This window comes from Aquamicrobium lusatiense (genome assembly GCF_014201615.1).
Taxonomy (GTDB): Bacteria; Pseudomonadota; Alphaproteobacteria; order Rhizobiales; family Rhizobiaceae; genus Mesorhizobium; species Mesorhizobium lusatiense.
Map to the genome: position 1 here is coordinate 497,557 of NZ_JACHEU010000001.1, position 21,159 is coordinate 518,715.

The 21,159-nt window shown below is 64.8% G+C and carries 19 protein-coding genes; 4 read left to right on the forward strand and 15 right to left on the reverse strand.

Going from position 1 to position 21,159, the window contains the following annotated elements:
* The 7 genes from HNR59_RS02550 to HNR59_RS02580 form a co-directional block, all read right to left on the reverse strand.
* Entirely contained in the window at positions 1-1,245 is a 1,245-nt protein-coding gene (locus tag HNR59_RS02550; protein ID WP_183825538.1) for a Gfo/Idh/MocA family protein, read from the reverse strand.
* A gap of 27 nt (positions 1,246-1,272) precedes the next feature.
* Positions 1,273-2,292 (reverse strand): LacI family DNA-binding transcriptional regulator, encoded by a 1,020-nt coding sequence (locus HNR59_RS02555; protein WP_183825541.1) that lies wholly within the window; start codon positions 2,290-2,292, stop codon positions 1,273-1,275.
* A gap of 22 nt (positions 2,293-2,314) precedes the next feature.
* Positions 2,315-3,271, reverse strand: a complete 957-nt coding sequence (locus HNR59_RS02560) for an ABC transporter permease (RefSeq protein WP_183825544.1) — start codon at positions 3,269-3,271, stop codon at positions 2,315-2,317.
* Complete coding sequence (locus HNR59_RS02565) at positions 3,268-4,260, reverse strand: ABC transporter permease (RefSeq protein WP_183831268.1); 993 nt, start codon at positions 4,258-4,260, stop codon at positions 3,268-3,270. Before HNR59_RS02565 ends, HNR59_RS02560 begins: the two co-directional genes overlap by 4 nt.
* On the reverse strand, positions 4,260-5,756 hold the full coding sequence (locus HNR59_RS02570; RefSeq protein ID WP_183825547.1) for a sugar ABC transporter ATP-binding protein: 1,497 nt from the start codon (positions 5,754-5,756) through the stop codon (positions 4,260-4,262). The genes HNR59_RS02565 and HNR59_RS02570 overlap by 1 nt, the downstream gene beginning before the upstream one ends.
* Positions 5,757-5,917: 161 nt before the next feature.
* Complete coding sequence (locus tag HNR59_RS02575; RefSeq protein ID WP_183825550.1) at positions 5,918-6,943, reverse strand: ABC transporter substrate-binding protein; 1,026 nt, start codon at positions 6,941-6,943, stop codon at positions 5,918-5,920.
* Between the two features lie 655 nt (positions 6,944-7,598).
* Positions 7,599-8,717 (reverse strand): saccharopine dehydrogenase family protein, encoded by a 1,119-nt coding sequence (locus HNR59_RS02580; protein WP_183825553.1) that lies wholly within the window; start codon positions 8,715-8,717, stop codon positions 7,599-7,601.
* Positions 8,718-8,838: 121 nt separating this feature from the next.
* Here HNR59_RS02580 and HNR59_RS02585 point away from each other — a divergent pair, with 121 nt between their 5' ends.
* Positions 8,839-9,267 (forward strand): Lrp/AsnC family transcriptional regulator, encoded by a 429-nt coding sequence (locus tag HNR59_RS02585; protein ID WP_183825555.1) that lies wholly within the window; start codon positions 8,839-8,841, stop codon positions 9,265-9,267.
* A gap of 135 nt (positions 9,268-9,402) precedes the next feature.
* On the opposite strand, the gene mnhG is transcribed toward HNR59_RS02585, so the two are convergent.
* The 6 genes from mnhG to HNR59_RS02615 are packed head-to-tail and all read right to left on the reverse strand — an operon-like array spanning position 9,403 to position 15,445.
* Complete coding sequence (mnhG, locus tag HNR59_RS02590) at positions 9,403-9,813, reverse strand: monovalent cation/H(+) antiporter subunit G (RefSeq protein WP_183825558.1); 411 nt, start codon at positions 9,811-9,813, stop codon at positions 9,403-9,405.
* A complete protein-coding gene (locus HNR59_RS02595; RefSeq protein WP_183825561.1) occupies positions 9,810-10,091 on the reverse strand; it encodes a K+/H+ antiporter subunit F in 282 nt (93 codons plus the stop codon). Before HNR59_RS02595 ends, mnhG begins: the two co-directional genes overlap by 4 nt.
* Positions 10,088-10,573, reverse strand: a complete 486-nt coding sequence (locus HNR59_RS02600) for a Na+/H+ antiporter subunit E (protein WP_183825564.1) — start codon at positions 10,571-10,573, stop codon at positions 10,088-10,090. Before HNR59_RS02600 ends, HNR59_RS02595 begins: the two co-directional genes overlap by 4 nt.
* Positions 10,570-12,192: a monovalent cation/H+ antiporter subunit D gene (locus tag HNR59_RS02605; RefSeq protein WP_183825567.1), complete on the reverse strand. Its 1,623-nt coding sequence runs from the start codon at positions 12,190-12,192 to the stop codon at positions 10,570-10,572. The genes HNR59_RS02600 and HNR59_RS02605 overlap by 4 nt, the downstream gene beginning before the upstream one ends.
* Positions 12,192-12,533, reverse strand: a complete 342-nt coding sequence (locus tag HNR59_RS02610; RefSeq protein ID WP_183825570.1) for a Na+/H+ antiporter subunit C — start codon at positions 12,531-12,533, stop codon at positions 12,192-12,194. Before HNR59_RS02610 ends, HNR59_RS02605 begins: the two co-directional genes overlap by 1 nt.
* Positions 12,530-15,445 (reverse strand): monovalent cation/H+ antiporter subunit A, encoded by a 2,916-nt coding sequence (locus HNR59_RS02615; protein ID WP_183825573.1) that lies wholly within the window; start codon positions 15,443-15,445, stop codon positions 12,530-12,532. Before HNR59_RS02615 ends, HNR59_RS02610 begins: the two co-directional genes overlap by 4 nt.
* 87 nt (positions 15,446-15,532) lie before the next feature.
* Between HNR59_RS02615 and HNR59_RS02620 the strand changes: the two genes are divergently transcribed.
* Positions 15,533-15,796: a helix-turn-helix domain-containing protein gene (locus tag HNR59_RS02620; protein ID WP_183825576.1), complete on the forward strand. Its 264-nt coding sequence runs from the start codon at positions 15,533-15,535 to the stop codon at positions 15,794-15,796.
* Between the two features lie 80 nt (positions 15,797-15,876).
* On the opposite strand, the gene HNR59_RS02625 is transcribed toward HNR59_RS02620, so the two are convergent.
* Together HNR59_RS02625 and HNR59_RS02630 are read right to left on the reverse strand one after the other, a co-directional pair.
* A complete protein-coding gene (locus tag HNR59_RS02625) occupies positions 15,877-17,247 on the reverse strand; it encodes an aspartate aminotransferase family protein (RefSeq protein ID WP_183825579.1) in 1,371 nt (456 codons plus the stop codon).
* Between the two features lie 190 nt (positions 17,248-17,437).
* The gene (locus tag HNR59_RS02630; RefSeq protein WP_210307193.1) at positions 17,438-18,874 is read right to left on the reverse strand and encodes an NAD-dependent succinate-semialdehyde dehydrogenase; all 1,437 of its coding nucleotides are present in this window, start codon (positions 18,872-18,874) and stop codon (positions 17,438-17,440) included.
* Between the two features lie 212 nt (positions 18,875-19,086).
* On the opposite strand from HNR59_RS02630, the gene soxR reads away from it, so the two are divergent.
* Both soxR and HNR59_RS02640 read left to right on the forward strand, forming a co-directional pair.
* Positions 19,087-19,536 carry a redox-sensitive transcriptional activator SoxR gene (gene soxR, locus HNR59_RS02635; protein ID WP_183825582.1) on the forward strand — a complete coding sequence of 150 codons (450 nt, stop codon included), beginning with the start codon at positions 19,087-19,089 and terminating at the stop codon, positions 19,534-19,536.
* A 64-nt stretch (positions 19,537-19,600) separates the two neighbouring features.
* The gene (locus HNR59_RS02640; protein ID WP_183825585.1) at positions 19,601-21,025 is read left to right on the forward strand and encodes an MFS transporter; all 1,425 of its coding nucleotides are present in this window, start codon (positions 19,601-19,603) and stop codon (positions 21,023-21,025) included.
* Positions 21,026-21,159 lie beyond the last annotated feature (134 nt).

The window sequence follows — 21,159 nt, forward strand, 5'->3', positions numbered from 1 at the left end:
CTACGCGCCCCGCCGCGCCACGACCGGCACGTAGTCTTCCAGCTCGGGAGCAGGGAAGCGCACCGTTTCGCCTGTTTCGGCCGAGCGGTAGAGCCCCATCAGCATTTCGACCACGCCCAGCCCGTCCTCAAAAGTTTCCAGCGGCGTCTCGCCCTTGCGGAAGCATTCCACCATGTGGCGGTTCTCGTCCGTGTAACCATAGACACCCGGCTCGTCTTCCAGCACCGGCATCAGCCCCTGCTCGGCATTCTGCTTCTCGACGAGGTCCTCGCCTTCCGAGCCCTTCACCTCGCGCGACATGAACACCTTCAGCCCGGTCGAAAGCGAGTTGAACTCCATGGCGTATTCCGGCCCCAGCAGTTCGAGCTGGATGCGCAGACCGGCCCCCACATAGGCCCATGAGGTGGTCGCCTCGATCACCAGCTCGTTGCCGTCCTCGTCCTCCAGCGTGATGGTGCCGCGCGCGAAATCCTCCGAGGGCCGGTTGCGGTAGTCGACCTCGGCGCCGAAGCGGGTGCGCAGCTGGTCGGCATAGTGCGGCCGGGTCCATTTCAGATTGGCAACCGTGCCGTTGACCGATTTGATGGTGAGCGAGCTGCGCGGCGCGCCGGGTGCAGTCAGCAGATGGCGCGCGACCTCGACCGAATGGCACATCATGTCGGAGAGCACGCCGCCGCCCTGCTTGTCGCCCTGCCAGAACCAGGGCTCGTGCGGGCCGGCATGCTCCTCCGCCGCGCGGGCCAGATAGGGCCGCCCGGTGGTGGAAGCGGCGCGCCGCCAGATGATCTCCTTGCCGCGCAGCACCGGCGTCGAAAACACCTGATTTTCCAGATAGCCGTGATTGAGGCCGGCATCTTTTGCCAGCGACAGCATTTCGCGCGCCTCGCGCACCGTGCGCGCCAGCGGCTTCTCGCAGGCCACGGCGAACACATCGCTGCGGCCCGCCTTCACCTCGGCATGGATGGTGCGCATGATGTCGAGGCGGGTGTGGTTGGGCGACAGGATCCAGATGGCGTCGACATCGCCGGCGCGCAGCATCGATTCAAGGCTGTCATGGCTGGTGCAGGCGCCCAGCCCCAGTTCCGCGACCTGATCGACGAAGCGCTGGCGGTTGTCGGCGCTGCGGCTGTAAACGCCCGTCACCTCGACATTGCGCACGCCCAGCATCGACTTCAGGTGGAAATGGGCAATGAAGCCGCTGCCGACGAAACCGACCCGCAGCGTGGCTTTCGGAAACTCCGTCATGGTCGCTCCTTTCAGGAAATGCGTTGTTCAGGTCATTTTGGGCGCGGCGGTGGTGCCGCGCACTTTCAGCGTGGTGGGCAGGATCACCGGCTCTTTGGGCGCAGACCCGCCGCCGAACATGTCGAGCAGCATGCCCATCGCCCGCCGGCCGATCTCGGCGCGCGGCTGCGCCACCGTGGTCAGCGGCGGGGAGAAGGCTTCGCTCAGATAGAGATCGTCGAAGCCGACCACGGAAACGTCGCCCGGCACGTCGCGCCCCATGCGGCGCAACTCGTGGATGGCGCCGAAGGCCATCTCGTCATTGGCCAGAAAAATCGCGGTCGGCGGCACAGGCAACGCCATCAGCCGGCGGCAGGCATCGCGGCCGGATTGCAGCAGGTAATCGCCACGCTGCTCATAACCTTCCGGGATCGGCAGGCCAGCTTCATGCATCGCAGCGCGGTAGCCGTCGCGCCGGCGGATGCTCATCACCTCCGGGACGGGCCCGGAGACATGGGCGATACGGGCATGGCCCAGCCCGACAAGATGCGCGATCGCCTGCCGGGCGGCAGCGGCATTGTCGATCTGCACATGCGGAAAATCCACGTCCTCGATCATTTCCAGCGCCACGACGACCGGCAGGTTCGGCGACAGGCGCCGGCGAAATTCCGGCGTCGAGGGCAGCGAGCCGGTCATCAGGATCATGCCGTCTGCATGACCGTCGCGCAGCATGTCGAAATATTCGCTCTCGCGCCCGGGATCGTTCTCGGCGTTGCCCATCAGAACGGCATAGCCGGCGGCGCGCGCCGCCGCCTCCACGCCCTTGACCACGTCGAGATAGAACGGGTTGCCGATGTCGCGCACCACCAGAAGCACCGCCATGGAGCGGCGGGTGCGCAGATTGCGGGCGCTGACATTGGGCCGGTAGTCGAGCGCGCTCGCCGCCTCGCGGATGCGCGTCAGCGTCGGCTCCGCCACCAGCCCGGTATCGGCCAGCGCCCGCGAAACGGTGGCCGGCGAGACGCCGAGCCGCTCGGCAATGTCCTTGATCTTCGGGCGCCTTGTCATGGGTTTCGTCACGCCCGCCCCATCACGCGCGCATCGAGCGGCCGCGGCCGTAGAACAGCATCAGCACCAGAAGCGTGGCGCCGAACACCATCTGGCGGCCGGATTCGTCGATGTTGACGGTGGTGAGGATGCTTTGCAGGATGACCAGCAGGAACGCGCCCGCCATGGTGCCGGTATAGCCGCCCTTGCCGCCCGACAGCGGCGTGCCGCCGAACACCACGGCGATGATCGAGGCCAGCATATATTGCTCGCCGACATTGGCGAAGGACGAGCCCGAATAGCCGAGCAGGCAGATGCCGGCGATCGCCGCGAACACGCCCGACAGCACGAACAACGCGATGCGGATCACCTTCACCGGCACGCCGGCCATGAACGCCGCCTGTTCGTTGGAGCCGATGGCGTAGATGCGGTGGCCGAACACGGTGCGGCTGAGCAGGAAGGCCATGACGAGGCCGATGGCCACCCACAGCCACAATATGCCTGGCAGGCCGAGCAGGAAATCGCGCGACACGAAATCGGCCAGCGCAGGTGCCGCGCGCCCCGAGGGGATGCCCTGCCGCACAACCACCAGCAGGCCCTGCAGAACGCCGAGCATGCCGAGCGTCATGACCAGCGGCGGGATGCGCAGCAAAGTCACGCCGATGCCGTTGATCAGGCCGAAGAAAGCGCCGGTCAAGATGCAGGCGAGGATGGCCAGCGAAATGCCGCCATTTTCGCCCGCCATCAGATTTCCGGCGATGATGGCGCTGAGCGAAACCACACCGCCGACCGACAGGTCGATGCCCTCGCGCCCGCCGAGGATGACGAGGTTCTGGCCGGCTGCGACGATGCCGAGAAGTGCGGCCACGATCAGCAGGCGCAATATCTGCTGGCCGGAGGCGAAGCCCGGCGACAGCGTCTCGCCCAGCCACAGAAGGGCTGCGATCAGGATCAGGGCCACCACCAGCGGCTGCCTGAGGAAGGTGGTCACCGTGCTCATGCCCGCGCCCTCCGCCCAACCAGCACGCCGGTCATCAGCGCCAGCAGGATGGCGGCACCCTGCACGAGGTTCTGCCATTCCGACGGCGTGCCGACGAAGAACACCAGCGAGTTGATGAAGCCGATGATCAGCGCGCCGATGACCGAGCCGACCACCGTGCCGTAGCCGCCGGCCAGAGCGCTGCCGCCGAGCACGACGGCTGCGATGGAGAACAGCGTCATCTTGCCGCCGACCAGCGGATCGCCGCTTGCCGTATCGCCGGTGATGCAGAAGGCGGCAAGGGCGGCGAACACGCCACACAGCGCGTAGCCGCCCATGCGGATGCGGGTGACCGGCAGGCCGCTCTGGAACGCTTCCTGCTGGCCGTCGCCGACCGCAAGCAGGCGCAGCGACAGGCGCGTACGCACCAGCACCACAAGCAGGATCGCGAACAGAACCGCCATGTAGAAGACGAAGGGAATTTCGAAGATGCGCCCGCCATAGGTGCGCCAGAAGGCGGTGGGTGCCGGCGTTCCCGCCACCGGCTGGATGTAGAGCGCCAGCCCGGTGAAGAAGATCGACGTGGCGAAGGTGGCGACGATGGCCTGCAAGCGAAGTGCGGCCACCACGAGGCCGTTGACGATGCCGCAGACGAGCCCGGTCGCCAGCCCGATGGCCAATGCTACGAAGATGGTGACACCATCCCCGCCCCATTGCCCCATGACGCCCACGATGACGACATTGACCAGCGACACGATCGCGCCTGCCGAAAGATCGATGTCGCCAGCATAGATAACATAGGTCTGGGCGACGGCCAGAAGCATCAGCGCGAGATAGGTTTTGATCTGCCCGGTCATGCCCACCAGCGACACGCTGCGCGGCTGGAACCAGCCGTTCAGCGCAATCAGAACCACGAGGATGATCAGGGCGGGCAGGAACGGATAGCGCTCAAACGCTCGCTTGACGGCGCTGCTGCTGCGGGAACGGGCGGGTGCCTCGATGCTTGCCATCATGCAGCCTCGTATGCGGCCTGGTAGAGGTTGAAGCGGGTGCGCTCCGCGCCGGTCAGCTCGCGCCGGACCGAGCCTCCGTTGAACACAAGGATGCGGTCGGCATTGTCGAGCAGCTCGGCGTCCTCGGATGCATAGAGCACGATGCCCATGCCTTCCGCGGCCAGCTTGCGGATCAGCGTGAACAGGTCCGTCTTGGCGGAGAGATCGATGCCCTTGGTGGGATCGTCGAGGAGAAGCACGGCCGGGCGGTCGATCAGCCAGCGCGCGATCACCACCTTCTGCTGGTTGCCACCGGAAAGCGACGAGATCGGATGGCCAAGGCCCGCGAATTTGGTCCTGAGCGCCTGCAAGGCGGGCAATGCCTTCGCCGCCAGCGCGGAAGGATTGGCCAGCACCATGCGCTCGCGCAAATAATGGATCGGCATGACGTTTTCGAGGATCGGACGGCCGGTGACCACGCCGTCGCGCGAGCGGTCGCCCGATACATAGGCGACCCTCTGCTGGATGGTCTCGCGCGGGTTGTTCGGACGGAGCGGCTTGCCGCCGAGTTCGACATGGCCCGAGGCAGGCGGATTCGCGCCGAACAGCGCCCGCAGCACCGCCGACTGGCCCTGCCCGTGCAGGCCGCCAAAACCGAGGATTTCGCCGGCACGCACCTCGAAGCTGACGTCCGAGAAGCCGGCACCGGAGAGATTTCTCACTAACAGCACCGAAGCCGCGCCGGCCCGGGCGGGGGCGGCGTCGGCAGGCGCTGCCGCTTCCTCCTGCGCGCCCACCATCAGCGAAATGATCTCGGCCGGCGTGGTGTCCGCGATCTGACGGGTGCCGACGATCTCGCCGTCGCGGATGACGGTGGCCCGGTCGCCGATCGCAAAAATCTCGTCCATGCGGTGCGAGATGAAGATGATGGAGCGGCCTTCGCGCTTCAGGTCGCGCAGGATCTCGAAGAAGCGTTCGACCTGCGCCCGGTCGAGCGCCGAGGTCGCCTCGTCGAAGATGAGCACCGACGCCTCGCCGGCCAGCGTCTTCATGATCTCGACGAGCTGGCGCTGATCGGCGCGCAGATCCTGCACGACCGCATCCAGTGAAAAGCCCTCGCCGGTCACACCCTCGAACAGCGCGGCATATTTCGCAGCCCGTGCTTCCAGCGCCTTGCGGTCCACGAAGGCTCCGCGCGACGGCAGGTCGGCAAGGCAGATGTTTTCAGCCACCGTGCGGTGCGCGGCCAGCGACAGCTCCTGATAGAAGATGGCGATGCCGAGTGCCCGCGCCGCCTGCGGCCCGCTGATGGTAACCGGCTTTCCGTCGAGAACGATCTCGCCCGTATCGGGCCGCACGGAGCCGGCGACGATCTTGGACAGCGTGCTCTTGCCCGAGCCGTTGGAGCCCATCAGCACATGCACCTCGCCGGCCCCGATGTCGAGATCGGCATGGCGAAGCGCCTTCGTCGCGCCATAGCTCTTGGCGACGCCCTTGAGTTGCAGCCTGCTCATGGTCCTGCCGTCATCATCCGGCGGCGGGGGGACAAGCCCCGCCTGCCATTTCCGGAACGTTTCCGCCTTGCCTCGAAAGACGGAAGCGCCCTCACCTTCTGTTCTGTGCAATCCCGGCAAAAGCGCAAAGCTGTTTTGCCGGGATTGCTATGCTCGCTCTGTTACTTGAACAGCGCCTCGGCGTCGGAGATCGACAGCGCGCTGGTGTAGGAATAATAGCCGGGCTTGCCTTCGACCTGCCTGGCTGCTTCCTCCAGATTGGAGCTGTCGATGAACGGGATCGGCAGGTACATCGCGTTCTTGTACTGGCCCGCTTCCGCCGGCTCCTTCAGCTCCTTGCCCTGCAGCATCAGCACGGCAACGTTCAGCGCCGAAGCCATGACGCCCGGAGGGTTCACGGAGGCGCCGGAGTTCAGCTTGTCCTTGGTCCACAGGTCGATGAAGTCCTTGCGGATCTCGCCGGTGGCGGCGATGGAACCAGCCTTGCCCGCATCCATGATCGACTTCCAGGCGCCGGCGGCCATGCCGTCCTGCACCCACACGCCGTTGATGTCGGGATAGGTGGCGAGCAGGTTCTGCATGGCCTGCTGGCCCTGCGCCTGATCCCAGTTGGCGTTCACTTCGTTGACGACCTTGATGTCGGGATGCCTGGCGAACACTTCCTTGTAGCCTGCGACGCGCATCTCGTTGGCCGGATGGCCGGCGACGCCGTTGATGGCGACGACATTGCCCTTGCCGTCGAGCGTCCTGGCCAGCCACTCGGCGCCCGCAGCGCCCCATGCCTTCTGGTCGATGCCGACATAGAGGGCATCCGGCGAAGAGACTTCGGCATCGGTGGCGATGACGAGGATGCCGGCTTCCTTGGCCTGCGCGAAGACCGGATCGAATGCGGTCGGGCTGTTCGGATTGATGATGATGGCATCAACGCCGGCGCTGATGAAATTGCGCACATGGGCGATCTGGCCGGGAACGTCGACATTGGCGCTCTGCACCTCGACGGTGACGTTGACGCCCTTTTCCTTCCAAGCCTCGGCAGCGGCCTTGGCCTCGTCGATCATCTGCGTGCGCCACTCGGAGCCGACCCAGCCGTTGGAAAGGCCGATCTTGAAATCCTGCGCGAATGCGGAGACCGCCGAAAATGCGAGTGCAACGCCCGCAACGGCGGAAAGTATGTGCGACTTCTTCATGTGAAATCCTCCCTGGAGCTCAGTTTCGCGGATGAGCTTAGAGACAAATGAAATCGATTTCAACGGGGATCGGAAGCGCTCACCGATTCGTGCATCCCGTTAGGAAAGAGCAGGAAATCCGCCACCACATGGCGTCCCCGGAGCATTCCCGTTTTCCGCCACCCGCAGAAAACGCTTCAGTTCGTTGTTTTCGCGCAGTTGCGACCGCAAAGCCGCTTCGCACTTCTGCTGGAACTGTCAGGGGTGCGCAAAAAAGTCCGCCCGGCCTGTGCATGCGCTGCGGCCACCCGCCGGCGGTCCGGCGTTTCCGCGCAGACCGGCTTCGCAGGATCAAGGCCCACCGAAACAGTGATAAAGGAGAAAACAGGAGCTGAAATAACAACACCCGCCGGGGGAGGAGGTCCGGCGGGTGTCGTATGAGAAGGCCAGCTATCGGGAGGAGGATAATGGCTGGCCTATATCCGCTGGGTCTGGGAGGAGGTAGGCCCGGCGGAATTCGATGATCAATAGATACAGGCAGCCCCCTTTCGGCGAAAGGCTCAATTTTGCATGGCTGCGTTGCGTTTTGTGCAATGCAACATAAACGCTGATGCATATACGCCCCCGCATCCGATTCGGAGCGGGGGCGCGCGGTTTTCCCTGCAGTCTGTGGCGATTACGCCGCCTTGCCCGTCAGGTTTTCCGCACCATGGTTCTCCGGCTGGGCGTAGGCGCGGCCGAAACGGTTGGCGAGGAAGGTGTCGAGCGCGATGTCTTCCTGCCGCACGAAGCCCTGCTGCGGCAGGTCGCCGGAGGCCAGCATGTCGAGCACGGCGCAGATGCCGGAGGCCGTGGTGATCTGGATGGCGCTCAGCACCTTGCCGTTGATGCGGCGGCTGTAGACCTTGTTGGCATATGTTTCCTGCAGCAGACGGCCATCCTTGCGGCCGGAAACCGTCACGAAGACGATGACCACGTCCTGCGTGGTGGCCGGCAGGGCGCTTTCAAAAATATCCTTCAGCACCTCGCGGCGGTGGCGCAGGCCGAGATCGTTGAGCAGCGCCTTCATGATCGCGGCATGGCCGGGATAGCGGATGGTGCGGTAGTTCAGCGTGCGCACCCTGCCCTTCAGCGTCTCGCACAAAGTGCCGAGGCCGCCAGAGGTGTTGAAGGCCTCATAGGTCACGCCGTCGAGCGAGAATTCCTCGCGCTCCTCCAGCGGCGGCACCTCGACCAGTTCGCCCTCGACGATCGCCTCGCACGGCTCGCAATACTCGTTGATGACGCCGTCAGTGCTCCAGGTCAGGTTGTAGTTCAGCGCATTGGACGGATATTGCGGCAGGGCGCCGACGCGCATGCGCACGCTGTCCAGCGTGTCGAAGCGGCTGGCAAGGTCGGCGGCGACGATGGAGATGAAGCCCGGGGCCAGCCCGCACTGGGGAATGAAGGTGCTTTTCGCCGTCTTCGCCAGTTCCTTCACGCGGCGGGTCGAAGCGACGTCCTCGGTGAGGTCGAGATAGTGGACGCCGGCGGAAGCGGCCGCCTCGGCGATGCGCGTGGTGAGGCTGAAGGGCGCGGCGCTCAGCACGGCGAACTTGCCGGCCAGCGCCTTTTCCAGCTCGCCGGGCGCGGCGATATCCAGCTCCAGACCCGACACGCCCTCCACCCGGTCCAGCCTTTCAAGCTGGTCTGCGGAACGGTCGACGATGGTGACCCGGTAGTCGCCGGTCCCCGCCAGCATGCCTGCAATGGTGGAGCCGATCTTGCCCGCGCCGATGACGACGATTTCCTTCATGGCCAATCCCTCTGTTGGTGAAATCAGGGAGGAATCATCGCAACTTCCCCGTCGAAAGAAAGGATGCATTCAGGCAGATCGATGCTATATTTTCAGCAGTCTGATATGTGAGTTTGACGATATGCCGAAAAATACCGATCAGGAGCTCATCGCCCTGCTGCGCGAGAATGCGCGTGCGCCGACGGCGGAACTGGCCCGCAGGCTCGGTGTTTCGCGCACCACCGTGCAAAGCCGCATCGAAAGGCTGGAGGCGCGCGGCGTCATCACCGGCTACGGGGTGAGGCTGTCGCCGGACTACGAGAAGGGCCTGGTGCGCGCTCATGTGCTTTTGACCGTCACCCCGAAACTCTCCGACAAGGTGGTCCGGGACCTGAGGGCAAAGCCGGCGGTGCGCGCGCTGCATTCGGTGAGCGGCAGTTTCGACATGATCGTGGTGGTCGAGTCGCCCTCGATCAGCGATCTCGACACGCTTCTGGACGAGATCGGCGCGATGGAGGGGGTTGAGAGAACCCTGTCCTCCATCATCCTGTCGACGCGCATCGAACGCTAACGCATGTCACCCGAAAGCGGGAACCGGCCTTGGGATAACGACATGCGCGAAAACAGGGACTTAAAGCGTGAGGAGCGAACCTGAAAGATCGCGGCACGCGTCAGGAGCCGTTTGAGCAGGGAACCCGCCGCGCGATCAGTCCTCTGCCGCCCCGCCATTGTTGACGCCGCGCGCCACCACTTCCGACGAGCGCTCCGCAACGGCAGTAAAGGTCGGAACCTCGGGATTCTTCTCGGTGCGGTCGCGGAACAGCGCCGCGCGCGCCAGCAGCATCAGCGTCACCGGCGTCGTCACGGTGACGAACACGGCGATCAGCAGCTCATGCAGCACCGGGCGGCTTTCGATCACCGAAAAGAACAGCATCGAAGCCAGCAATATGCCGCCCGTGCCCCATGTGGTGCCGAGCGTCGGCGAATGGACGCGCTTGTAGAAGCTGTCGAGACGCACCAGCCCGATCGTGCCCAGCAGCGTCAGGCCCGACCCCAGAAGCAGCAGGAAAGCGACGATGAGCGCCGCCCACAGCGGAAGTTCGGCGGCGTGGCTCATTCGATCACCTCCCCGCGCATGAGGAACTTCGCCAGCGCCGAGGTCGAGACGAAGCCGAGCAGGGAGATCACCAGAGCCCCCTCGAAATAGAGCGTCGAGCCGGTGCGGATGCCGAAAGTGATCAGCAACAGCATGGCGCAGACATAGAGCGCATCGAGGGCCAGCACCCTGTCCTGCGCGCGCGGCCCCTTGAACAGCCTGACGCCGCAGCAAAGGGCGGCTGCCGCCAGGAAGAGCTGCGCCAGCGTGATGGACCAGAACAGAATGGTGACGCTCATTCGAAAATCTCCATCAGCAGCGCCTCGTAGCGGCCCTTAATCAGTTCGCTCCACGATTCCTCGCTGACCAGATCCAGCACATGGATCAGCAGAAGATCTTCAGTCGACCTGTATTCCACCCAGGCGGTGCCGGGCGTGCTGGTGATGATGCAGGCGAGGAAGGCAAGGCCGGTCGGATCGCGCATTTCCAGCGGTATAGCCACGAAGCCGGACACGACCTCCAGCTTCCTGCCACCGAGGTTGATGCGCGCCACCGCGATGTTGGAACGCAGGATGTCGACGAAGACGATGCCCATCAGCGTGGCGATCCGGCTCCAGCGGCGGATGCGCGGCTTGGACGGCTGCAGGGCCGACATGGTCGATGCCGCGACCAGCGCAATGACGGCTCCCAGCAGGAAATGTCCGGCCGTGAAACCGTTGAGCAGCAGCCACATGAACAGCAGCGAGACGGCCAGCAGCGGATAGGGAAGCAAGCGTGTCATCGGCCGGCCTCCATCTTCGGCGACGGCACCTGACGGGCCGACAGCACGCCTTCGATATAGGCATCCGGCGAGTGCAGCGATTGCGAGGTGGCATCGACATAGGCCATCACCGGCCCGGCCTTGACGGTCATCACCACACACAGCGCCAGCAGCAGCGCCACCGGCGCAAACTCCACCACCAGCACGCGCGGCACCACGCCCTCGATGGGCGGCGCCCAGAAGGTGCGGATACCGACGCGCAGCATGGCCACCATGGCAAACAGGCCCGAGATGATGAGTACGGCGAAGAAGGCCCAGGCCATGCCGGAAATCGCGCCATCATCGCCGGCCGACAGCGCCGCCGACAGCAGCGCGAACTTGCCGAGGAAGCCCGACAGCGGCGGCAGCCCGGACAGGAGCAGCCCGCACAGCACGAAGCAGATGCCGAGAATGGCCAGCGTTGCCGGCAGGGTCACGCCGACCTCCTCGTCGATCTCCTCTTCTTCCGGATCGTCGCCATAGGCCTCCATCGTCACCGCAAGAACGTTGGCGGCGGGGTCCTGCGAGCGGTCGACCAGTTCAACCAGCAGGAACAGCGCGCCGATGGTGAGCGTGGAGGAGACCATGTAGAACAGCGCGCCGGTGGTGACGCCGGCATCGGCCATGCCCACCGCGGCCAGCAGCGTGCCCGAGGAAACCAGAACGCTGTAGGAAACGAGGCGCGCCATGGCCTGCGAGGCCAGAACGCCGATGGTGCCGAAGGCCATCGTCACCAGACCGGCGACCAGCAGGCCGACGTCGCCGAAGCTGGCGGAATCGCCGGCGCGCGCGCCGAGCAGCAGCGGCGACAGGCGCAGCACCGCATAAACGCCGACCTTGGTCATGATCGAGAAGATCGCGGCAACGGGTGCCGCCGCCGCCGAATAGGCGCCCGGCAGCCAGAAGCACAGCGGCCAGATGCCGGCCTTGGTGAGGAAGGCGATGCCCAGAATGGCGGTTCCGGCCTCCAGAAGCGCCCTGTCCTGCGCCGGGACGGCCGGAATGCGCACGGCAAGGTCTGCCATGTTGAGCGTTCCGGTGACGCCATAGATGAGGCTGACGCCGATCAGGAACAGCATCGAGGCGGCGAGATTGACGGCGATGTAATGCATGCCGAAGCGCACCCGCGTCACACCCAGCCCATGCAGCATCAGCCCGTAGGAGGCGGCCAGCAGAACCTCGAAGAAGACGAACAGATTGAACAGATCGCCGGTGAGGAAAGCGCCGTTCAGGCCCATGAGCAGGAACTGGAACAGCGAATGGAAATGCGGGCCGGCCTTGTGCCAGCGCGCGAGCGAGAACACCAGCGCCGCAGTTGCCAGCAGGGCGGTCAGCAACAGCATCATGGCCGAAAGCCGGTCGACGACCAGCACGATGCCGTAAGGTGCGGCCCAGTTGCCCAGCAGATAGACGCTGGCCACCGAACCTTCGACATCGGCCTGAGCCACCAGCGTGCCGGCAATAAGAAGCAGGCCGAGCGTGGCCGCGATATTGACCAGCGACTTGAAAGTATGCCGTCTTTCGTCGAACAGGAGCAGGAATGCGCCTGTGACCAGCGGCAGGATGATGGGCGCTATATCGAGGTGATTGGCCAGCTGCATCACGGCTCCCTGCCGTCGACATGGTCGCTTCCGGTCAGACCGCGGGCCACGAGCATCACCACCAGAAACAGGGCTGTGGTGGCGAAGCCAATGACGATGGCGGTCAGCACCAGCGCCTGCGGTACCGGGTCGGTATAGGCTGTCGGGTCAACCGCGCCGCCCGTATCCAGCACCGGGGGCACGCCGCTGCGCAGCCGCCCCATGGAAAAGATGAAGAGATTGACGCCATAGGCGATCAGCGACAGACCGACGATCACCTGATAGGTGCGCGGCCGCAGAAGCAGCCAGACGCCGGAGCCGACCAGAACGCCGATGGCGAGCGAGAGGGTCAGTTCGGTCATTGCACCTCCTGCTCGGCAAGGGCCGCCGTCTTCGCCACCCTGAGCTTGCGGATGGACTGGTGTGCCAGCGCGATCAGCATCAGCACCGTGGCGCCGAGAACCAGTGCGAAGACGCCGAGATCGAAGAACAGGGCCGTCGCCGCCGGCACCTTGCCCACCACGGGCAGGTCCACATATTGCGCGTGCGACGTCAGGAAGGGATAGCCCAGTGCCCAGGAGCCCATGCCGGTGGCGGCAGCGATCAGCAGCCCCCAGCCGATCCATTTGACCGGCAGCACCCTGAGCCGCTCCTCCACCCAGCGCGTTCCGGCAGCCAGATATTGCAGGATGAACGCCGAGGCCAGCGCAATGCCCGCCACGAAACCACCACCCGGCAGATCATGTCCGCGCAGGAACAGATAGGCCGACAGAACGATGATGACCGGGAACATCCACTGCATGATGACGGAAGGCACATACAGATAGTCGCTGGCAATGGTGCCGGCGCCCGGCTTGGCGGCAGGATCATCCGCCGACTGTCGGCGCTGCTGGTCGGTCGAGCCGACACTCTCCGGTGCGGGGCGGAAGCGGCGCAGCAGCACGAAGACGGTGATGGCGACGATGCCGAGAACGGTAATCTCGCCGAACGTGTCGAAGCCGCGGAAATCGACGAGGATCACGTTGACGACATTGGTGCCGCCGCCCAGCGGGTAGGCGTTCTCCACGAAGTAATCGGCAATGGTCTGCGGCGGCCGGCGCGCCATCACCGCGTAGGAGATGATCGCCATGCCGAGCCCGCAGGCAATCGCCATCGCAAAGTCGCGGTAGCGGCGCAGTTGCGCCCAGAACGCCTGCACAGGCGTCTCGACCTCCTGGAACCGCTGCGGCAGCCAGCGCAGGCCAAGCAGGATCAGCACCGTGGTGACGACTTCCACCAGAAGCTGGGTCAGCGCCAGATCGGGCGCGGAAAGCCACACGAAGGTGATGCAGGTGATCAGCCCCGCGCCGCTCAGCAGCATGAGAGCGACCAGACGGTGGAACTTCGCCTGATAGGCGGCCCCGATGGCGCAGGCCATCCCAAGCAGCCACAGCGCGGAGAAGACCAGATCGCTGCTGGCCGGCAACTTGACATCCGGCAGCATCGGCCCCCGCCACAGCGACAGGATGCCGGCAATGAAGGCGATGGCGACCAGCAGGCGCAACTGGGGCTGCAGACGGCGGGTTCCGAGCCACCCTTCGAGGAAACGCGCCCAGCGCCATGACACGGTGACCATGACCTGCTCGAAGATGCGCTGTCCGTTGATCCGCCGGAAGAAGGGCGGCCCCTCCTCGCTCGTCGCCAGATAGGTGCGGATGACGAGGAACATCAGAACGCCGGCGACCAGCGCCACGATGCTCATCATCAGCGGCAGGTTGAAGCCGTGCCACACGGACAGGCTGTAATAGGGCGTGGAATCGCCGAGCACCGAAACCACCGCGCTGTGCAGGTAGGGGCCGATGGTGCGCCCCGGAACGATGCCGACGATGAGGCATATCAGTACCAGCAGGAGCACCGGCAGGCGCATGAAGAAGGGCGGTTCGTGCGGCTCATGCGGCAGGGGTTCGGGCGCCTTGCCGAAGAAGACGCTGTGAATGAAGCGGATCGAATAGGTGACGGCGAAGGTGCTGGCGATGACGGCGGCATAGGGCGCGATGGTATCCAGCCACGAATCGGCATGGTGCTCGATCGCCTCGGCGAAGAACATCTCCTTGGACAGGAAGCCGTTGAGCAGCGGCACGCCCGCCATGGCCGCGCTCGCCACCATGGCGAGCGTCGCCGTGATCGGCATGGCGCTGAGCAGCCCGCCGAGGCGGCGCATGTCGCGCGTTCCCGTTTCATGATCGATGATGCCGGCGGCCATGAACAGCGACGCCTTGAAGGTGGCATGGTTCATCATGTGGAAGATGGCGGCGACCGCGCCCAGCGGACTTCCCAGGCTGAGCAGCATGGTGATGAGGCCGAGATGGCTGATCGTCGAATAGGCGAGCAGGCCCTTGATGTCCTGCTGGAAGATCGAGAAGAAGGCTCCCAGAACCAGCGTGATCATACCGGCCAGACCGACGATGAAGAACCACTCATAGGTGCCTGCCAGCACCGGCCACATCCGTGTCATCAGGAAGACGCCGGCCTTGACCATCGTGGCCGAGTGCAGAAAGGCCGAAACCGGCGTCGGTGCGGCCATGGCGTTCGGCAGCCAGAACTGGAACGGAAACTGCGCGCTCTTGGTGAAGGCGCCGAGCAGCACGAGGATCAGGATCGGCGTGTAGAGATCATGCTCGCGCAGCAGATTTCCGGAGGCCAGCACCTCGTCCAGATCATAGCTGCCGACCACATGCCCGATCAGCAGCATGCCGGCCAGCAGCGCAAGCCCGCCGATGCCGGTGACGGTCAGCGACATGCGCGCCCCATCGCGCGCCGCCGGATTGTGATGCCAGTAGCCGATCAGCAGGAAGGAGAAGACGCTCGTCATCTCCCAGAAAATCACCAGCTGGATGAGGTTGCCGGACAGAACGACGCCCAGCATCGATCCCGCAAAGGCGAGGAAAAACATGTAGAAGCGCGGAATGGGATCTTCCGGCGACATGTAGTAGCGCGTGTAGATCACCACCAGGAAGCCGATACCGGAAATCAGCATGGCGAACATCCAGGCAAAGCCGTCGAGACGGAAGACCAGCTCCAGTCCGAGCTCCGGCACCCAGCTGATTTCCTGACGAACCGCATTGCCCGCGGCGATGTCCGGATAAGACATCATCACCACGATGAAAATGACGAGCATCACGCCGCCGGCCAGCCATGCTTCGGCATTGCGTGCATTGGACGGCAGCAGCGCGGCGACAGCGCTCGCCACGAACGGCAGCACAATCATCCAGATGAGAGACGCGCCGCCCAGCATGCGGTGATCCTTGGATAGAGTCGAGACGATATTGCCTGATTTCATCCATTATGGTTGAATCTACCGCCGTACTGCAAGGGCTGATCGATGCAAATATTTCCCGAACAGTGTCGGGCCGCGCGTGGCCTTCTGAACTGGACACAGGACCGGCTCGCCAGCGCTGCCGGCGTTTCGCGCAGCACGATCAAGGATTTTGAATGCCACCGCCACGCGCTTCAGCGCGGCTCCGAAGAGCTGGTCATCAGGGCATTCACGCGCTGCGGCGTCGAGCTGCTGTTCGACACAGATGGCGCGGGCATCGGCGTGCGCATGGAAAAAGCAGGCAACCTGCCGGTCGCTGCACGATCCTGAAAAGGCAAACCGGCCGCCCTCTTTTCGAGGCGGCCGGCTTCCATAAGTCGCACGGCGGGCAAGGCCCGTAATGAAGGGGATCAGCCCTTTACTTCAGGCAGCGAGGCGTCGAGAGCTTTTTTCACCGCCGCGACCATGTCGTCGACCTGGCTCTCGGTGATGATCAGCGGCGGGCAGAAGCCCAGCGTATCGCCCATGTTGCGCGAGATGACGCCGTTTTCCTGCAGATGGCCATTGACCAGCAGGCCGAGCGCGCCGGCATTCTTCCACGGTGCCCTGGTGGCCTTGTCGGCCACCAGCTCGACGCCGGCGATCAGGCCGACGCCGCGCACTTCGCCAACCAGTTCATGATCCGCCAGCTCGCGCAGGCGCTTCTGCATGTGGGCGCCGACCCGCTTTGCATTGCCGACCAGATCGTTCTCCTCGATGATTCTGAGGTTTTCGAGCGCGACAGCCGCCGGAACCGGATGGCCACCGGCGGTATAGCCATGGCCGAACGTCCCGATGCGGTTGCTCTCGTCGGCCAGCGGCTGGTAGACGCGATCGTTGATGAGCAGCGCAGAGATCGGCAGATAGGACGAGGACAGCTGCTTCGACATCACGAGGATGTCGGGCCTGATGCCGAAGGTCTCGCAGCCGAACATGCTGCCGGTGCGGCCGAAACCGCAGATGACCTCGTCGGCGACCAGCAGAATGTCGTATTTCGCCAGAACCGCCTGGATCTTCTCCCAGTAGGTGGCCGGCGGAACGACGACGCCGCCGGCGCCCATCACCGGCTCGCCGATGAAAGCGGCAATCGTATCCGGACCTTCCGCGAGGATGAGCTGCTCGAGTTCATCGGCGAGGCGCGTGGCGAAAGCCTCCTCGCTCTCGCCGGGCTGCGCATCGCGATAGTGATGCGGCGTGCCGGTGTGGATCACATTGGCGATCGGCAGGTCGAAGGAAATGTGGTTGTTGGGCAGGCCGGTCAGGCTGGCCGAGGCAATGGTGACGCCGTGATAGCCGCGCTTGCGGGAGATGATCTTCTTCTTCTGCGGCTGGCCCAGCGCATTGGAGCGATACCAGATCATCTTCATGGCCGTGTCATTGGCTTCCGAGCCGGAATTGGTGAAGAACACCTTGCTCATTGGCACGGGCGCGATCGACACCAACTTCTCGGCCAGATCGATCACCGGCGCATGACTTTTGTGCGTGAAATTATGATAGAAAGGCAGCTGTTTCATCTGCCGCGTGGCGGCATCGACGAGACGCTGCTCTGAGAAGCCGACCGCCACGCTCCACAGCCCCGCCATCGCTTCGATGTAACGCTTGCCCGATGCATCCTCGACATAGATGCCGTCGCCCTTTTCGATGACCAGCGGCCCGATTTCCTCATGCCTGCGGGCATTGGTGTAGGAATGCATGTGGTAGCTTATATCGCGGGCTTCGACTGAGTTCGGCTGGGCTGTCATGACGGCTCCTTGCATTCGGGTTCAGGCAGGCAGGGAAAAGCGCGCTGCCATTATGGTATTTGATGCATCATGTTTTCGGGCAGATGCATTGTCAATGTCAGTGCATTGGTCCACGCGGGGGACCGACATCCCCGGCTTCATAACAGAAAAGGCCGGGACGAACCCGGCCTTCGATGCATGATAAAAAGTCCTAAACGCCGGACTGGCTGACGAATTTGGTCACCAGATAGGCTTCGAGCGCTTCGGTGCCGCCTTCCGAACCATAGCCGCTGTCCTTGATGCCGCCGAAGGGCACTTCCGGCAGCGCCAGACCCAGATGATTGAGGGTCAGCATGCCGGTTTCCAGTTCCTGCCCGAGCGCGGTTGCCGTCTTTGCCGAGGAGGTGAAGGCATAGGCGGCAAGCCCGTAAGGCAGGCGGTTGGCCTCGGCGATGACGTCATCGAAACCGCTGAACGGCGCGACCAGCGCCACCGGCCCGAACGGCTCCTCGTTCATGATGCGCATGTCGCCGGTCACGCCCGACAGCACGGTCGGCTCGTAGAAGCTGCCCTTGTTGCCGATGCGCTTGCCGCCGGTTTCCAGCTTCGCGCCCTGGCTGACCGCTTCGGAGATCAGCGTGTCGACCGCCTGCACCCGGCGCTCATTGACCAGCGGGCCCATTTTCGTGCCCTCGGCCAGACCATCGCCGACCTTGATGGATTTCACGCGGCCAACGAACTTTTCCAGAAATGGCTGGTAGGCCTGCTCCTGAATGAGGAAGCGCGTGGGCGACACGCACACCTGCCCGGCATTGCGGAACTTCGATGCCGCCAGCAGCTCGGCCGCCTTGTCGAGATCGGCGTCGTCGAACACGATCGCCGGCGCGTGGCCGCCGAGCTCCATCGTCGCCCGCTTCATGTGCTGGCCGGCGAGTGCGGCCAGATGCTTGCCCACAGGCACCGAGCCGGTGAACGAGACCTTGCGGATGACCGGATGCGGAACCAGATAGCCCGATATGTCGGGCGGGTTGCCGTAGACGAGGTTGAGCACGCCGTCCGGCAGGCCGGCATCCCTGAAGATATCGGCCAGGGCGGCCGGCGAGGCCGGCGTTTCCTCCGGCGGCTTGACGATGATGGAGCAGCCGGTGGCCAGTGCTGCGGCAATCTTGCGCACCGCCTGCGAGACCGGGAAGTTCCACGGCGTGAAGGCGGCAACCGGGCCGACCGGCTCCTTCACCACGAGCTGATAGATGCCTTCGGCGCGGGCCGGCACCACCCGGCCATAGGTGCGGCGGCCTTCCTCGGCGCACCAGTCGATGATGTCGGCGGAGCCGTGAATCTCGATGAGCGCCTCTGCCAGCGGCTTGCCCTGCTCCATCGTCAGAAGCCCGGCAATGCGCGGCGCGCGCTCGCGCATCAGGCGGGCGGCCTCGCGTAGCACCTTACTGCGCTCGAAAGGCGAAACCTTGCGCCATGTGCGGAAACCACGCTCGGCAGCCGCAAGTGCCCGGTCGAGATCCGCCGGCGTGGCACAGGCCACCGTGCCGATCACCTCACCCGTCGCCGGGTTGAGTACGTCCATCGTCCTGCCGTCCGAAGCCGCGCTCCACGCGCCATCGATGAAGAGTTCTGTCTGCGGATACATCATGCCATCCCGTTCCATAGCCGGTGTCGAGGAATTGCGAAATCGAAGGCGACGCATCGGCTCGGGAGAGAGCTGACGCACGCACCCGGCTGCTCTAGACGATGCACCCCGCCCATGGAAAGGGCTTTCGCCCGCGCATGTCGCCGCATGGAGTGCGGCTTGCATTGAGCGTTACGGCACACCATGATTACCTCATCAATAGTTGAGGTTTGACCATGCCCAAAAAGCCGGCCGCCGTTCTCACGGTGGGCGAGGTGGCGCGGCGCTCCGGCATAGCCGTCTCGACCGTGCATTTTTACGAAGCTAAGGGTCTGATCGAGGGCTGGCGCACGCAGGGCAACCAGCGCCGCTATCACCGCGCGGTGCTGCGCCGCATCGCCATCATCCGCATCGCGCAGCGCGCCGGCATTCCGCTGGCGCGCATCCGTGAGGCGCTGACCGATCTGCCGCATGACCATGTGCCGAATGCCCGCGACTGGCAGAAGTTCACCGACGAGTGGCGCGGCATGCTCGACGACCGCATCACGCGCCTGCTCCAGCTTCGCGATCAGATCGCCAGTTGCATCGGCTGCGGCTGCCTGTCTCTGGAGGAGTGCCCGCTGCGCAACCCTGATGACGTGATGGGCGAAGAAGGGGCCGGACCCCGGCGGCTGAAGCTGCGATAAAGGCGCTTGACCTCAACCAAGGTTGAGGTCCTACAAGGCTTGTCGACCAAAACAGGAGTCGACAATGCAGGATTCAATAGACACCGCCCTTTCGCCCCCGGCGCCGGCCGGCTGGGGTGATCTGTTTTCCGGCGGCAACGCCATGCCGATGCTGGTTCTGGCGGGCGGCGTGACGCTCTATTCCGTCAATATGTACATCGCCATCACCGTTATGCCTTCAGTGGTAAGGGAGATCGGCGGGCTCGACTTCTACGCCTGGACCATGACGCTGTTCGTGGTCGGCTCCATTCTGGGGGCAGCACTCGCGGCCAATCTGATGCGCCAGTGGGGACCGCGCGGCGCTTATTTCATCGCCGCCGTGCTGTTCGCAGCCGGCACTCTTACCTGCGCCATGGCGCCGACCATGTCTGTCATGCTCATCGGCCGGACGCTTCAGGGCCTCGGCGGCGGCTTCCTCTATGCGCTGGCCTATGCGCTCACCCGCATCGTGCTGCCGGAGCGGGTCTGGGGCCGGGCGATCGGGCTCATCTCGGCCGTGTTCGGCATCGCCACGCTGATCGGTCCGGCCATCGGCGGCATCTTTGCCGATGGCGGATCGTGGCGCACCGCCTTTTGGTCGCTGATGCCCTTCGCCATCGGCTTCGCGCTGCTGGCGCTGTTCGCCTTCCCGCGCCGGAGCAGCGACAGGAACGAGCGCGCGCCCGTGCCGGTGCTCCAGCTCATCCTGCTGACGCTGGCGGTTCTGGCGGTTTCGGCAGGCGGCCTCTCGAGCGAAACGCAATGGGCCGCGGCGGGCCTGATCGGCGCGCTGGTGCTGATCGTGCTGATCGCGCGCACCGACGCGATCGCCAGCGCCCGCCTTCTGCCGCGCCGCTCGTTCCGCTTCTCCTCCGCACTCGCGCCGCTCTATCTCAGCGTGGCGCTGCTGATGCTGTCCATGCAGCCGGAAATCTACGTGCCCTACATGCTCCAGCAGCTCCACGGGCAGACGCCGCTGTGGGCCGGCTATCTGGCCGCCATGATGTCGATGGGCTGGACGCTGGGCTCTCTGCTCTCCTCCCGCCGCCAGTCCGGCGGCAAGGGCATGCTGACGATCGGCCCCGCCCTCACCTTCATCGGACTGGTTATTCTTGCCATCTGCCTGCCGGTGCAGGGCAACGGCTCCTGGATGTGGCTTGGGCCCATCTGTCTTGCGCTGGTTCTGGTGGGCCTCGGCATCGGCATCGCCTGGCCGAACCTCGTCACCGAGGTCTATCGCAGCGCACCGGCCGACGAGCAGGATCTGGCGACCGGCGGCATGACCACGGTGCAGCTATTCGCCATCGCCATGGGCACGGCGCTCGCCGGCATGATCTCCAACACCGCCGGCATCGGCACGCCGGGCGGCGTCGAGGGAGCAGCGGCCGCAGCCTTCTGGGTCTGCGCCCTGTTCGCACTGGCGCCCGCGATCGGCGTGCTCGTGGCCGCACATATTCAGGGTCGCTCCTGACCCTGAAGCACGGAGCCTCGCGCCAAAGCCTGCGCCCTTTCCCCGTCATTGCACCCGGGGCGGCCAGCGCTTCGGCCCGGGCAGGTGTCGCTCCCCTGCCTCCTCCTGCCCCTCGGGCACCGTGCCACCCATCC

Coding starts and splice junctions, on each gene's coding strand:
- HNR59_RS02550 (WP_183825538.1), bottom strand. CDS start 1,245: ATGACGGAGTTTCCGAAAGCCACGCTGCGGGTCGGTTTCGTCGGCAGC.
- HNR59_RS02555 (WP_183825541.1), bottom strand. CDS start 2,292: ATGACAAGGCGCCCGAAGATCAAGGACATTGCCGAGCGGCTCGGCGTC.
- HNR59_RS02560 (WP_183825544.1), bottom strand. CDS start 3,271: ATGAGCACGGTGACCACCTTCCTCAGGCAGCCGCTGGTGGTGGCCCTG.
- HNR59_RS02565 (WP_183831268.1), bottom strand. CDS start 4,260: ATGGCAAGCATCGAGGCACCCGCCCGTTCCCGCAGCAGCAGCGCCGTC.
- HNR59_RS02570 (WP_183825547.1), bottom strand. CDS start 5,756: ATGAGCAGGCTGCAACTCAAGGGCGTCGCCAAGAGCTATGGCGCGACG.
- HNR59_RS02575 (WP_183825550.1), bottom strand. CDS start 6,943: ATGAAGAAGTCGCACATACTTTCCGCCGTTGCGGGCGTTGCACTCGCA.
- HNR59_RS02580 (WP_183825553.1), bottom strand. CDS start 8,717: ATGAAGGAAATCGTCGTCATCGGCGCGGGCAAGATCGGCTCCACCATT.
- HNR59_RS02585 (WP_183825555.1), top strand. CDS start 8,839: ATGCCGAAAAATACCGATCAGGAGCTCATCGCCCTGCTGCGCGAGAAT.
- mnhG (WP_183825558.1), bottom strand. CDS start 9,813: ATGAGCCACGCCGCCGAACTTCCGCTGTGGGCGGCGCTCATCGTCGCT.
- HNR59_RS02595 (WP_183825561.1), bottom strand. CDS start 10,091: ATGAGCGTCACCATTCTGTTCTGGTCCATCACGCTGGCGCAGCTCTTC.
- HNR59_RS02600 (WP_183825564.1), bottom strand. CDS start 10,573: ATGACACGCTTGCTTCCCTATCCGCTGCTGGCCGTCTCGCTGCTGTTC.
- HNR59_RS02605 (WP_183825567.1), bottom strand. CDS start 12,192: ATGCAGCTGGCCAATCACCTCGATATAGCGCCCATCATCCTGCCGCTG.
- HNR59_RS02610 (WP_183825570.1), bottom strand. CDS start 12,533: ATGACCGAACTGACCCTCTCGCTCGCCATCGGCGTTCTGGTCGGCTCC.
- HNR59_RS02615 (WP_183825573.1), bottom strand. CDS start 15,445: ATGCTGGGCGGCGCGTCTCTCATCTGGATGATTGTGCTGCCGTTCGTG.
- HNR59_RS02620 (WP_183825576.1), top strand. CDS start 15,533: ATGCAAATATTTCCCGAACAGTGTCGGGCCGCGCGTGGCCTTCTGAAC.
- HNR59_RS02625 (WP_183825579.1), bottom strand. CDS start 17,247: ATGACAGCCCAGCCGAACTCAGTCGAAGCCCGCGATATAAGCTACCAC.
- HNR59_RS02630 (WP_210307193.1), bottom strand. CDS start 18,874: ATGATGTATCCGCAGACAGAACTCTTCATCGATGGCGCGTGGAGCGCG.
- soxR (WP_183825582.1), top strand. CDS start 19,087: ATGCCCAAAAAGCCGGCCGCCGTTCTCACGGTGGGCGAGGTGGCGCGG.
- HNR59_RS02640 (WP_183825585.1), top strand. CDS start 19,601: ATGCAGGATTCAATAGACACCGCCCTTTCGCCCCCGGCGCCGGCCGGC.